Genomic DNA, 12,647 nt, shown 5'->3' on the forward strand with positions numbered 1-12,647 from the left:
CAAGGTTCGGCACGCTTCCGTTTATGCGGCGGTGCTGACTCGTCATCACATTTTGTGATATAAGAGCCCTCTATTTTATCGCCTGTCAGCCTGATTATTCCGCTGACGGCAGCTAAATCCACCCCTTCAACCTTTACAGGATGAGAATATGGTCACTTTCCAGACTAACCATGGCGATATCGTTATCAAAACCTTTGACGATAAAGCGCCTGAAACTGTTAAAAACTTCCTGGATTACTGCCGTGAAGGTTTTTACGACAACACCATTTTCCACCGTGTTATCAACGGCTTTATGATCCAGGGCGGCGGTTTTGAGCCTGGCATGCAGCAGAAAGCCACCAAAGCGGAAATCCGTAACGAAGCCAACAACGGCCTGAAAAACACCAAAGGCACGCTGGCGATGGCCCGTACCCAGGCGCCACACTCCGCGACCGCGCAGTTCTTCATTAACGTGGCGGACAACGACTTCCTGAACTTCCGTGACGAAAGTCTGCAGGGCTGGGGCTACTGCGTCTTTGCTGAAGTTGTGGAAGGTATGGACGTGGTTGAGAAAATCAAAGCCGTTTCTACTGGCCGCAGCGGAATGCATCAGGACGTGCCAAAAGAAGACGTCGTGATCCAGAAAGTCACCGTTAGCGAATAATGTCGCATACGCTGTTTATCGCAGATTTACATCTGTGTGAAGAAGAACCGGCAATCACTGCCGGTTTTCTTGCTTTTTTGCGGCGTGACGCGCGTCAGGCCGATGCACTGTACATCCTCGGTGACCTGTTTGAGGCCTGGATTGGCGATGACGATCCCAATCCGCTTCACGCCAAAGTCGCCGCCGCGCTTGATGAATTAAGGCTCGCGGGCGTTCCCTGCTACTTTATTCACGGCAACCGCGATTTCCTGCTCGGTCAGCGCTTTGCAAAATCATGCGGTATGCGGCTGCTGCCGGAAGCGCAACGGCTGGAGCTGTATGGTCGGCCGCTGCTGATTATGCATGGCGACACGCTGTGTACTGATGACGAAGGCTATCAGCGCTTTCGCCGCAAGGTCCATCAGCGCTGGCTGCAAAAGCTTTTCCTGTCGCTGCCGCTGTCGCTGCGTCAGCGTATCGCTCAGAAAATGCGTGCTGGCAGCAAGCAGGCCAACAGCAGCAAAACGATGGCGATTATGGACGTCAATAACGAAGCCGTTACCTATACGATGAGCCGCTATCAGGTGCAGTGCCTTATTCATGGCCATACGCACCGCCCCGCCGTTCATACGCTCACCGTTAACGGTCTGCCCGCCGAACGCGTGGTGCTGGGCGCCTGGCACACGGAAGGATCGATGATCCGTGTGACCTCATCCGGAACGGAACTGATCGCTTTTCCCCTGTAAATTCTTCCCATATTACCGTCGACCAAAACGCTTGCTGTCTGAGCTACGCCAAAAGCCTCCCGGCTTAACGTTCCGGCATCTGATGCAGTGGCTTTAAGCCTGCTGCTGGTCAGCTGACAGGCGCGAAGTTCCCCATTCCGTGATGCGATTGAACCGACGCAACCGTTTTCCTGCCCGGTGAGTCATGCTATTCTCTCAGCCCTTCCTGTCTGGCTGACCGACCAGCTTTCAGACACTGTTTGTATAATCACAGGAGTCACACCCGCATGTCTTCTACTGCCGCACCGGCCCGCATCGCCATTGTAATGGGTTCTAAAAGTGACTGGGCAACCATGCAATTCGCCGCGGACATTCTCACCAGCCTGGCCGTTCCTTTTCATTGTGAAGTGGTTTCAGCGCACCGTACGCCGGACAAGCTGTTCAGCTTTGCCGAACAGGCCGCAGAAAACGGTATTCAGGTTATTATCGCCGGCGCTGGCGGCGCGGCGCACCTGCCCGGCATGCTGGCGGCGAAAACGCTGGTGCCCGTGCTGGGCGTACCGGTGCAGAGCGCGGCGCTGAGCGGCGTTGACAGCCTTTACTCCATTGTCCAGATGCCGCGCGGCATCCCGGTCGGCACGCTGGCTATCGGTAAAGCAGGCGCGGCTAATGCGGCGCTGCTGGCCGCACAAATCCTGGCGCTACACGATGCGGAGTTAAACCAGCGTCTGTCCGCCTGGCGTCAAAGCCAGACTGACGAAGTTCTGAATAACCCGGATCCGCGGGAGGAAGCATGAAGCCAGTCTGCGTATTAGGAAATGGTCAGCTGGGGCGGATGCTACGCCAGGCTGGTGAACCGTTGGGAATAGCCGTTTATCCTGTCGGGCTGGATGCGGAACCGGAAGCGCTGCCTATCCAACAAAGCGTGATCACGGCGGAAATCGAACGCTGGCCGGAAACGGCGCTGACGCGTGAACTCTCGCATCATAATGCCTTTGTAAACCGCGATATTTTTCCGCTGCTGGCCGATCGTCTGACGCAAAAACAGCTGCTGGATCGGCTGAACCTGGCTACCGCGCCCTGGCAGCTGCTGAGCGATGCCGCGCAGTGGCCCGATGTTTTCGCCAGGCTGGGCGAGCTGGCTATCGTTAAGCGCCGTACGGGCGGCTACGATGGTCGCGGCCAGTGGCGTTTACGGCAGAACGATGTCGCTTCCCTGCCTGCGGATTGCTACGGCGAGTGCATTGTGGAACAGGGCATTAATTTTTCCGGCGAGGTGTCTCTGGTTGGCGCTCGCGCTCATGACGGCCGCACGGTTTTCTATCCCCTCACCCACAATCTGCATCAGGACGGTATTCTGCGCGCCAGCGTCGCGTTACCGACGCCGGATGCGGAACGTCAACAGCAGGCTGAAAGTATGCTGGCCGCTATTATGAACGAGCTGGACTATGTAGGCGTTATGGCCATGGAATGCTTTGTGGTGCCGGAAGGACTGCTGATTAACGAGCTGGCGCCCCGCGTGCACAACAGCGGCCACTGGACGCAGAACGGCGCTTCCATCAGCCAGTTCGAGCTGCATCTGCGCGCCATTCTGGATCTGCCTTTGCCTGCGCCCGTCGTCAGCACGCCGTCGGTTATGATTAACCTGATCGGCACGGCAGTTAACCTTGCGTGGCTGGAGCACCCGCTGGTTCGCCTGCACTGGTATGAAAAAGAAGTGCGTCCGGGACGCAAGGTAGGGCACCTGAACCTTTGCGATACCAGCCGTGAATCGCTTCAGCAGGCACTGAGCGCGCTGGCGCAGGATTTACCTGCCGATTATGCTGAAGGCATTGCCTGGGCAAACACCCATCTGAAAAAAGACAGTGCTTAACTGTACTTAAGTATGGCTATTAATTTGTTGGTGAAAGTCGTATTGTATTGGCGAACAAAACAATAAATACATAATACTATTAAGTAATTAGAAGTTTTTTTTGCCAACACCAAGGGAACCACTCTCAGATTTTCTGGATAAACACGTAAATTTTGCTTCATGATTGACGTGTCAGGGTCTGGTTTGGTTCTCCTCCCTCGCTTCTCTCATCAAATTGTGCCCTTACGTCAACACCCTGTTTCTTCAGCTTCCATAAAAAGTTACTATGATTTTTCGGCTGCGCCGGACGTGCTGAACATTATTCCGCCATTTACTTTAACGCCGCTCATCTACGGCAGCCTGTCTGAGCAGGGTGCATCGTTAGGTCTGGCTTTAAAAACATGGTAAAGTCGGCTATTGACGATGGAAGCCCCACTTTCTCAGGGAGATAATTACATGTCTAAATCATATTTTAGTAATCAGGTTATCAATTCCTCCATAAAAGATTACCTTGAGAGGAAACTGACTCAGTTCAGTAACGTTAAGTATGCCTATGCGATTATGAGTAAACGCAACCCTGCGGATTTCTCTATAATTTCTAACAGGCCGGAATGGTTTCAGGTTTATGTCGAAAACAACTTTCAGTTTATCGATCCCGTTCTGATCACGGCGCTTTACCGTGTTTCGCCCTTCTCATGGGACGAAAACATTATGCTGAACAAGGGCGTCAAGGTTCCTAAGCTTTTTGATATGGCGCGTAACCACAATATCATCAACGGCTATACGTTTGTTCTTCACGACCACAATAACAATCTTGTCGTGCTCTCAATCATGCTGGACGAGCACTGTGACGATAATATTGAAGAAGTGATCCAGACGAATAAAAGCAAATTGCAAATGCTGCTGATTAACGCCCATGAAAAGCTGACGGAGCTGTATCAGGAGCAGGCAAGAAAAACTGATTTTGATGAAATGAACACGCGGGAAATATTCTCTAAAAGAGAGAATGAGATTATTTACTGGGCCAGCGTGGGCAAATCCTACCAGGAAATCGCGTTAATTCTGGGCATCAAGCTCACCACGGTTAAATATCATATTGGTAACGCGGTGAAAAAGTTGGGCGTTACCAATATGAAACATGCCATCAGATTAAGCATTGAGCTACAGCTAATCAGGCCGGTGCTGACTGACGGGGAATGAGAGCGGCCAGGCATCCAGGGCCATTGTTAACTCGGGTGCCTTAGATTTTACCAGGTCAATCAATATACGCTGGTTATCATCATCTACAGGCATAAAGATCAGAAATATCTTTTCTTTTTTCTCGGAAAGACTTTGTGCCTCTACCGAAACCTTCCAGCCAGAACGCTTAAAAATGAGATACATAGGATGGCTGACGATGGCGTATATGCCGTCATATTTATAGTGACGTGCATAATTAATCATCGATAAAAAAAGCAGCGCGCTGACGGGTTTCTCACGCAGCTTTAACATCGTCATCCGCTCTTTATCGATAAACAGACGGCTGGCCTCTACGTAGTTCCCTTCGGGAAGCGTAAAATCTTTAAACCATGACCGGAACGTGCCGGTAATCATATTCGGGTGTTGGGTTTCTATAAAGCGAAGGCTACAAACGCAGGTATCCTGGTGGACGCCAAAAACATAAGTGGTTTGTTCATTATCATATTCATCGAACTCCATCTCATCCTGGCTGTTGACCATCCAGTTGAGTCTGTCTTTAAATACTCTTTTTCTTAAACCAAATAGCTCAGTTGACTTCATTTCAGAGAGATGACGATATTTTATATCCAGCAGATCCAACATTTCAGCTATTTCCCTATTCCACTATCTACGTTATTTATGACCTTTATCACAGCCCGCAGGAAAGCAAAACCGGTCAGGCGAAACGATTCAGAGGTTCCCGGCCGCCTCAGAATACGAAAGAAAATAAATGATAAAGGCCGATACATATCGGCCTTTATTCTACGCTGCGTTATACCCTCGGAACAATGCCTTTCCTTTAAGTAACCTTATGCCTAACCAGCCGCCGCACAGCGACAGTAAACAGGTGCCGGCCAGAGGCAACGTTACCCACAGGAGATAGTCGGGCTGCCACGGGAAATCAAACACCTTACGCTGCAGGCCCCACAGCGCCGCCTCGGCGCCCAGCGTGGCGGCGATGCCGGAGACGCAGCCCAGCAGCGCAAACTCGCACCACAGCGTGTGCCTCAGCAGCTTTTTACCGGCGCCCAGCGTTCGATATACCACCAGCTCCTGCCTGCGCTGACGCATCCCGACCTGTATCTGCGCCAGCAGCAGTAAAATACCGCAGGCGGTGACCAGCACGACCATGATCTCCAGCGCCTGGCTCACCTGCGCCAGCACCTGCCCTATTTGTCGCAGGATAGTGCCGATATCCAGCAGGCTGAGTGTAGGAAAGGCACGATTCAGCTGCGCCAGCAGCGCATTATCATGATCAAGCCGAAAGCTGGTCAGCCAGGTTTGCGGCTGTCCATCCAACGCGCCGGGCGGAAAGATAAAGAAAAAGTTGGGCTTGAGGCTTTCCCAGTCCACTTTGCGCAGGCTGGTAATTTTTGCAGAGAAGGTTTGCGTATCGCCGGTGAAGGTCAGCGTATCGCCAGGCTTAACGCCCAGCCTCTCCGCCAGCGCTTCTTCTATCGAGACTTCGCCCGCCCGGGGCGGCCAGCTACCGGCAACCAGCGGATTATGGTCGGGCAGCTTTTCAAGCCAGGTCAGGTTAAGCTCGCGGTTCAGCGCGTTATCCAGCGACGGATCGGCAGGCTGCTGATTAATCGAGGTTAGCCGCGCTCTGACAATCGGATAAAAAGTCTGTGGCTGGATATGATGTTGCTCCAGGAAAGCACGCACCGGCGAGATTTGCTCCCCGGTTAAATTAAGCAGGAAATAATTAGGGCTGTCGGGCGGGAGCTGCTGCTGCCAGCGATCGAGCAGATCGCCGCGCATAACCAGCAGTAGAGCCAGCAGCATAAAAGAAAGCGAAAAAGCGGCCAGCTGGCTGAAGGTCGCCGAGGGCTGACGCAGCAGTCGGTTAACCGCCAGCCGGAAAGCCAGGTTACGCACGCGCAGCCGCCGCAGCAGCAACAACGCGCTCCACCCCAGCCCGCCCAGCAGCAGCGTCAGTAGCAGGATGCCGGCGATCAGCGCCCAGAGCAGCCTGCTGCTGCCGACCAGCAGCGCAAGCAGAACCACTATCGTCAGCGCCATTATCGGAAGATAAAATTTCAGCGGCCAGACGGAAGCGATGACATCCCGCCGCAGCACCCGCAGCGGCTGGGTAGCCAGCAACAGCCGATAGGGCCGCAGGCCAACCAGCAGGGAAATGGCAAACAGCGATCCCGTTGCCCACAGCCAGGGCCAGAAACTGGCCGCAGGCAGTTCGCCCGGCAATACCGGCCGCAGCATTCGCAGCAGCAGCGCCTCAAAGCCTTTTCCCACGATGCCGCCGCAAAGCGCCGCCAGCAGCAGCACGGCCAGCCACTGACCGACAATCAGTTTGCGCAGGGCCGCTCTGTTGGCGCCCAGCGTCTTCAACACGGCAACCAGATCGTAACGGCTGCGGCAGTAGTGGTTCATGGCGACAACCACGGCGGCAATCGCCAGCATCAGCGTCAGCAGCGCTGAAAGCAGTAAAAATTGCTGCGCGCGCTGCATCGATTTGCCGAGGGCGTCCTCTGAGTTCTCCACGCTGATCCAGCGCTGTTCGGGCTGAATACGCGCCGCGATAAAGCGGTCGTAGTTCGCCAGCTGCGAAGCCGTCCCGGCAAATTTATAACGCCATGTCACCCGGCTTCCCGGCTGAATGGCGCCGGTCTTTGCCACATCCGCCAGGTTCATTAACAGACGCGGCGCGGTCTGAAAGGGATTAAACCCGGCGTCGGGTTCCTGAATGACCTCTCCGGCTACGTGCAGCGTGGCATCGCCCACGTCCAGCTTGCTGCCCGCCTTCACATCCAGCAGCGCCAGCAGCCGCGGTGCGGCCAGCACGGTGCCCGCCACGGGACGCAGCCCGGCGGGTTCGGTAGCAAGCTGGCCGAACATCGGATAGCGGTCGTCCACGGCTTTTACGGCAGCCAGCTGCGGCGTGTCGCTGGCGAAGGTCATGGTCATAAACGTCAGCTGACGGCCCACCTGCAACCCTTCGCGGCGTGCCTCATCCAGCCAGGCTTGCGGCACCTCGCGCGAGCTTTGCAGCGTGCGGTCGCCCGCCATATAGTCGCGGCTTTGCTGGGTCAGCCCCTTTTCCATCCTGTCGCTGAGCGATCCCAGCGCCAGCACGCAGGCCACCGCCAGCGTTAGCGCCAGCCAGACGATCAGCAGCGAAGGCGATTTCCATTCCCGCCAGAACCAGCGCCAGATCATACTTCCTCCTGAAGTTTGCCATCGCGCATTCTTAAGCGGCGATCGCAGCGGGCGGCCAGCTGCTCGTCATGAGTCACCAGGATCAGCGTGGTGGCAAAATCGCGATTCAGTGAAAACAGCTGCTCGACGATCCGTTCGCCCGTCTGGCGATCGAGATTACCGGTCGGCTCATCGGCGAACAGCAGCGCCGGACGTCCGCTAAAGGCACGCGCTAACGCCACGCGCTGCTGCTCGCCGCCGGAAAGCTGCGACGGCAGATGGCTCAGGCGCGCCGACAGCCCCAGCTGGCCCAGCAGGTTTTTCGCCTGTTCGCGGCTTTGCGCATCGCTTTCGCCGCGCAGCAGCGCTGGCAGCTGCACGTTTTCCAGCGCGTTCAGCGTCGGCACCAGCATAAAAGACTGAAACACAAAGCCGACGCTTTTAGCACGCAGCGCTGCCCGCTGTTCCTCATCCATCTGATGTAAAGGCGACCCCAGCAGAAAAACTTCGCCTTCGCTGCCGTCGTCCAGACCGGCCAGGATCCCTAACAGCGTCGACTTCCCGGAACCGGACTCGCCGATTAGCGCGATGGTCTCGGCCGGTTTGACAACCAGCTCAACTCCGGTAAGGATGGAAAGCTGATGCTCACCCTGACCGACGGACTTACTAAGACGATGAACTTCAAGAATGTTTTCCGCTGGCATTACCTTATCCTGTTATTTTTGGCTCTGACGACGCTGCGTGCGGCGGCGGCGGACAAATTGCTGGTGCTGGGCGACAGCCTGAGCGCGGGCTATCGCATGTCCGCCAGCGCCGCGTGGCCAGCGTTACTCAATGATAAATGGCAGAAATCTCCCGTCATTATTAACGGTAGCATAAGCGGCGATACGGCGGCGCAGGGTCTGGCCCGCCTGCCCGCTTTGCTGCAGCAGCATCAGCCTCGCTGGGTGCTGATTGAGCTGGGCGGCAACGACGGGCTGCGCGGTTTTCCTCCTCAGCAGCTGGAGCAGGAACTGCGGCAAATTATTCGCCTGGTGAAAACGGCTGGCGCTCAGCCGCTACTGATGCAGGTTCGCCTGCCGCCTAACTATGGCCGCCGTTATACCGAAGCTTTCAGCGACGTTTACCCCCGGCTGGCGAAAGAGTTTTCTCTGCCGCTGCTGCCCTTTTTTATGGAGCGGGTTTATCTGAAGCCGGAATGGATGCAGCAGGACGGCATTCACCCGAATCCTGATGCGCAGCCCTTTATTGCCGAGCAGATGGCAAAAGCGCTGGCTCCGCTAGTTAACCATGAGTAACCGAGATTGCAGATCGCCTACAGGTAAAGTTATGCAAAAAACAGTTGTTATTACCGGCTGCTCCAGTGGGATCGGCCTGGTCGCCGCCAACGATCTGCTGCGACGCGGCTACCGTATTCTGGCCGTCTGCCGTAAACCAGAAGACGTGCAGCGCATGGACGAGCTGGGTTTTACCGGCGTCGAAATGGATCTGGACAACAGCGAAAGCGTTATCCGCGCCGCAGAGCAGATCCTTGCTTTAAGCGATAACCGGATTTTCGCGCTGTTTAATAACGGTGGCTATGGCGTTTACGGCCCGCTTACCGCAATTAGCCGTCAACAGATGGAACAGCAGTTCGCCACCAACTTTTTCGGGGCGCATCAGCTAACGATGCTGTTGCTGCCGGCTTTGCTCGCCAGCGGCGACGCGCGCATTATCAATACCAGCTCGGTGATGGGCCTGATCGCCACGCCGGGACGCGGCGCCTACGCGGCCAGCAAATATGCGCTGGAAGCCTGGTCCGACACGCTGCGCATGGAGCTGCACGGCAGCGGCGTTCAGGTCAGCCTGATTGAGCCAGGCCCGATCAAAACCCGTTTTACCGACAATGTGAATCAGGCCGAACGGGAGAAACCGGTAGAAAATCCCGGTATCGCCGCCCGCTTTACATTGCCGCCGGAGGCTATCCTGCCGAAGCTGCGCCACGCGCTGGAGAGCCCGCGACCTCGTTTACGCTATCCTGTAACGGTGGTCGCTCACGCCATCACGCTGCTGCGACGTATTTTGCCGGGCCGGATGCTGGATCGCATTTTGCGCGGTAAACCGGCGCAGACGCCAACAAAACCTTGAAGCCAAAGCATCCGCCCCAATAAAGTAAGAAACCCGGAATAAAGAGACGAATTCATGTCATCACAAGCTGCTATTGTCACCATTAACGAAAGCAACCTGCATCAGACGCTTGAGCAGTCGATGCAGATCCCCGTGCTGTTTTACTTTTGGTCTGCGCGTAGCCAGCACTGTCAGGAGCTGACGCCGCTGCTGGAGCGCCTGGCGCAGGAGTATGCCGGTCAGTTTATCCTTGCCGAGCTGGACTGCGACGCGGAGCCTGCCGTTGCCCAGCAGTTTGGCCTGCGCGCCATTCCTACCGTTTATCTGTTCCAGAACGGTCAGCCGGTAGACGGTTTCCAGGGCCCGCAGCCGGAAGAAGCCGTGCGCGCGCTGCTGCACAAGGTGCTGCCGAAAGAAGAAGAGCTGAAGGCGCAGCAGGCCATGCAGCTGGTGGAGGAAGGTAAGCCGCTGGAAGCGCTGCCGCTGCTGAAAGAAGCCTGGCAGTTAAGCAACCAAAACAGCGAAATGGGCTTTCTGCTGGCCGAGGTGTTAATTAGCCTGAACCGCAGCGATGAAGCGCAGGCGGTGCTGGACGTGGTGCCGTTACAGGATAAAGATACACGCTATCAGGGGCTGATCGCCCAAATCGACCTGCTGAAGCAGGCGGCCGATACGCCGGAAATTCAGCAGCTGCAGCAGCAAATTGATGCCGATCCTGACAACCCTGAACTGGCGACCAGGCTGGCCGTTCAGCTGCATCAGGTCGGCCGCAACGAAGAGGCGCTGGCGCTGCTGTTCGGCCATTTGCAAAAAGATTTAGGCGCGGCGGACGGCCATGCGCGCAAGATCCTGCAGGAGATCCTGGCGGCGCTGGGCACGGGCGATGCGCTGGCCGCAAAATACCGTCGCCAGCTCTATTCCCTGCTTTACTAACAAAGCATCCGGGCTGAATGGATCAGCCCGTTTTTCAACAACCCGGAGGTTATATGTTGACTGTTATTCCCGTTATTATTCTTGTCGCGCTGGTGCTTGTCTGGTCCGGCATCAAAATTGTGCCGCAGGGCTACCAATGGACGGTCGAACGTTTTGGCCGCTACACCAAAACGCTGCAGCCCGGCCTTAACCTTCTGGTGCCCTTTATGGATCGCGTTGGTCGCAAGATCAACATGATGGAACAGGTGCTGGATATCCCCTCGCAGGAAATCATCTCGAAAGATAACGCCAGCGTGACTATCGATGCCGTCTGCTTTATTCAGGTAATCGACTCGCCACGCGCGGCCTACGAGGTCAGCAACCTTGAGCTGGCTATCGTGAATTTAACCATGACCAATATGCGTACCGTACTGGGCTCGATGGAGCTGGACGAGATGCTGTCGCAGCGCGATAACATCAACACCCGGCTGCTGCGTATCGTGGATGAAGCGACCAACCCGTGGGGCGTCAAAATTACCCGCATTGAAATTCGCGACGTGCGGCCACCGGCCGAGCTGATTGCCTCTATGAACGCGCAGATGAAGGCGGAACGTACCAAGCGCGCCGATATTCTGGAAGCGGAAGGCGTCCGCCAGGCCGCGATCCTGCGTGCGGAAGGCGAGAAGCAGTCACAGATCCTGAAAGCGGAGGGCGAGCGCCAGTCAGCTTTCCTCCAGGCCGAGGCGAGGGAACGCGGCGCAGAAGCCGAAGCACGCGCCACCAAAATGGTTTCAGAAGCCATCGCCGCCGGGGATATTCAGGCCATCAACTACTTCGTGGCGCAGAAATACACCGATGCGCTGCAGAAGATTGGCACCTCGCAAAGCAGCAAAATGATTATGATGCCGCTGGAATCGTCAAGCCTGATCGGTTCGGTCGCTGGCATCGCCGAGCTGCTGAAGGAAACCAAAAAAGACAGGCAAAGCTGATGGCGAGCGAACTGTTCGCCAATCCTGCCTGGCTGTGGCTGACGCTGGGCGGCATCCTGCTTGCGGCGGAAATGCTGGGCGCCAGCGGCTATCTGCTCTGGAGCGGCGTCGCTGCCGTGCTGGTCAGCCTGCTGGTCTGGCTGGTGCCGCTGCCCTGGGAGTGGCAGGGTTTATGCTTTGCCATCCTGACCATCCTTTCCGCGCTGTGGTGGTATAGCTGGCTGCGCGGCCGGGATCGTAAGCAGCCGCCCTCCTCGCTTAACCAGCGCGGCAGCCAGCTGATTGGCTCTGCGCTACGGCTGGAGGAAGCGCTGCACGACGGTATAGGGCATATTCGCGTTGGCGACAGCAGCTGGCGCGTCCAGGCTACGGAAAACCTTCCTGCCGGTACGCCGGTTACGGTGGTGGCGGTGGAAGGGATTACGCTGCGGATCGTCAGGCGAGATCCCAACAACGAGCAATCGGCGTAGCCCTTTCGATTTTTACGGGCCGTAAAGATGCCTTAGCGAGCGCCCGCTTAACGCCCCTTGCTCTCGTGGCAGCATCCCGCCAGGTTATCAATAATAGGGCAATCGGCGCCCTCATCGCCCGGACAGCTGGCCGCCAGCGCCAGCAGCCGCTCGCGCATCAGGTTCAGTTCGCTGATATGCGCTTCGATTTCCGCCACTTTATTCAGCGTTCTGGCTTTTACCTCGGCGCTATGGCGCTGCGGATTGTGGAAGAGCAGCAGCATTTCACGGCACTCTTCCAGGCTAAAGCCCACCTGGCGCGACTGGCGCAGCAGCGTCAGCTCCTCCAGATGCTTTGTCGTGTAGTGGCGATAGCCGTTCTCGCCGCGCGAAGGCGCGGTCAACAACCCTTTTTCCTCATAAAATCGGATGGCCTTGCTGGTCAGCCCGGTTTTTTTAGCTACGTCGCTAATGTTCATATAGGGATCCGCCTGTCTGCTATCGCTTAATTTTAACACTCTTCACGGTGGGACTAAAATTGTCCGTGCCGGCCAGAGACAAGCTTGACCCTCCCCTTGATGGAAGGTTTATCCTTAATCCTGACGGTGTTCCGAC

Annotated in this window: 15 protein-coding genes; 11 read left to right on the forward strand and 4 right to left on the reverse strand. The window is 56.2% G+C overall.

The genetic code is table 11. The annotated features are described in order from the left end of the window. Positions 1 to 148 precede the first annotated feature (148 nt). The 6 genes from ppiB (at position 149) to AB6T85_RS17820 (ending at position 4,399) form a co-directional block, all read left to right on the forward strand. Positions 149 to 643: a peptidylprolyl isomerase B gene (ppiB, locus tag AB6T85_RS17795; RefSeq protein ID WP_125288486.1), complete on the forward strand. Its 495-nt coding sequence runs from the start codon at positions 149 to 151 to the stop codon at positions 641 to 643. Further along, the gene (gene lpxH / locus AB6T85_RS17800; protein WP_253454990.1) at positions 643 to 1,368 is read left to right on the forward strand and encodes a UDP-2,3-diacylglucosamine diphosphatase; all 726 of its coding nucleotides are present in this window, start codon (positions 643 to 645) and stop codon (positions 1,366 to 1,368) included. Before ppiB ends, lpxH begins: the two co-directional genes overlap by 1 nt. A 266-nt stretch (positions 1,369 to 1,634) precedes the next feature. Next, on the forward strand, positions 1,635 to 2,144 hold the full coding sequence (gene purE, locus AB6T85_RS17805; protein WP_253454991.1) for a 5-(carboxyamino)imidazole ribonucleotide mutase: 510 nt from the start codon (positions 1,635 to 1,637) through the stop codon (positions 2,142 to 2,144). Then, the gene (gene purK, locus AB6T85_RS17810) at positions 2,141 to 3,220 is read left to right on the forward strand and encodes a 5-(carboxyamino)imidazole ribonucleotide synthase (RefSeq protein WP_369896314.1); all 1,080 of its coding nucleotides are present in this window, start codon (positions 2,141 to 2,143) and stop codon (positions 3,218 to 3,220) included. The genes purE and purK overlap by 4 nt, the downstream gene beginning before the upstream one ends. A gap of 159 nt (positions 3,221 to 3,379) precedes the next feature. Then, entirely contained in the window at positions 3,380 to 3,607 is a 228-nt protein-coding gene (locus tag AB6T85_RS17815; protein WP_253454993.1) for a hypothetical protein, read from the forward strand. Positions 3,608 to 3,655: 48 nt separating this feature from the next. Beyond that, positions 3,656 to 4,399, forward strand: a complete 744-nt coding sequence (locus AB6T85_RS17820) for a helix-turn-helix transcriptional regulator (protein WP_125288482.1) — start codon at positions 3,656 to 3,658, stop codon at positions 4,397 to 4,399. Here AB6T85_RS17820 and AB6T85_RS17825 read toward each other — a convergent pair. The 3 genes from AB6T85_RS17825 to ybbA form a co-directional block, all read right to left on the reverse strand. Continuing rightward, entirely contained in the window at positions 4,367 to 5,020 is a 654-nt protein-coding gene (locus AB6T85_RS17825) for an acyl-homoserine-lactone synthase (protein WP_253454994.1), read from the reverse strand. The genes AB6T85_RS17820 and AB6T85_RS17825 overlap by 33 nt on opposite strands. A 159-nt stretch (positions 5,021 to 5,179) precedes the next feature. After that, positions 5,180 to 7,597, reverse strand: a complete 2,418-nt coding sequence (gene ybbP, locus AB6T85_RS17830; RefSeq protein WP_369896315.1) for a putative ABC transporter permease subunit YbbP — start codon at positions 7,595 to 7,597, stop codon at positions 5,180 to 5,182. Next, positions 7,594 to 8,280, reverse strand: coding sequence for a putative ABC transporter ATP-binding protein YbbA (gene ybbA, locus AB6T85_RS17835; protein ID WP_301729874.1), 687 nt, complete (start codon positions 8,278 to 8,280; stop codon positions 7,594 to 7,596). Before ybbA ends, ybbP begins: the two co-directional genes overlap by 4 nt. Here ybbA and tesA point away from each other — a divergent pair. Genes tesA through AB6T85_RS17860 form a run of 5 tightly spaced genes read left to right on the forward strand, consistent with a single transcriptional unit; the run spans position 8,251 to position 12,053 of the window. Beyond that, positions 8,251 to 8,874, forward strand: coding sequence for a multifunctional acyl-CoA thioesterase I/protease I/lysophospholipase L1 (gene tesA, locus AB6T85_RS17840; RefSeq protein WP_369896316.1), 624 nt, complete (start codon positions 8,251 to 8,253; stop codon positions 8,872 to 8,874). The two genes, ybbA and tesA, sit on opposite strands and share 30 nt — an antisense overlap. A gap of 31 nt (positions 8,875 to 8,905) precedes the next feature. Then, positions 8,906 to 9,703 carry an SDR family oxidoreductase gene (locus AB6T85_RS17845; protein ID WP_369896317.1) on the forward strand — a complete coding sequence of 266 codons (798 nt, stop codon included), beginning with the start codon at positions 8,906 to 8,908 and terminating at the stop codon, positions 9,701 to 9,703. A 54-nt stretch (positions 9,704 to 9,757) separates the two neighbouring features. Continuing rightward, positions 9,758 to 10,615: a co-chaperone YbbN gene (locus tag AB6T85_RS17850; RefSeq protein ID WP_253454998.1), complete on the forward strand. Its 858-nt coding sequence runs from the start codon at positions 9,758 to 9,760 to the stop codon at positions 10,613 to 10,615. A 53-nt stretch (positions 10,616 to 10,668) separates the two neighbouring features. Continuing rightward, positions 10,669 to 11,583: an SPFH domain-containing protein gene (locus AB6T85_RS17855; RefSeq protein WP_253454999.1), complete on the forward strand. Its 915-nt coding sequence runs from the start codon at positions 10,669 to 10,671 to the stop codon at positions 11,581 to 11,583. Beyond that, positions 11,583 to 12,053, forward strand: coding sequence for an NfeD family protein (locus tag AB6T85_RS17860; RefSeq protein ID WP_253455000.1), 471 nt, complete (start codon positions 11,583 to 11,585; stop codon positions 12,051 to 12,053). Before AB6T85_RS17855 ends, AB6T85_RS17860 begins: the two co-directional genes overlap by 1 nt. Before the next feature lie 47 nt (positions 12,054 to 12,100). On the opposite strand, the gene cueR is transcribed toward AB6T85_RS17860, so the two are convergent. Continuing rightward, positions 12,101 to 12,511 (reverse strand): Cu(I)-responsive transcriptional regulator, encoded by a 411-nt coding sequence (gene cueR, locus AB6T85_RS17865; protein ID WP_253455001.1) that lies wholly within the window; start codon positions 12,509 to 12,511, stop codon positions 12,101 to 12,103. Positions 12,512 to 12,647 lie beyond the last annotated feature (136 nt).

Source organism: Erwinia aeris, from assembly GCF_041224955.1.
GTDB lineage: Bacteria > Pseudomonadota > Gammaproteobacteria > Enterobacterales > Enterobacteriaceae > Erwinia > Erwinia aeris.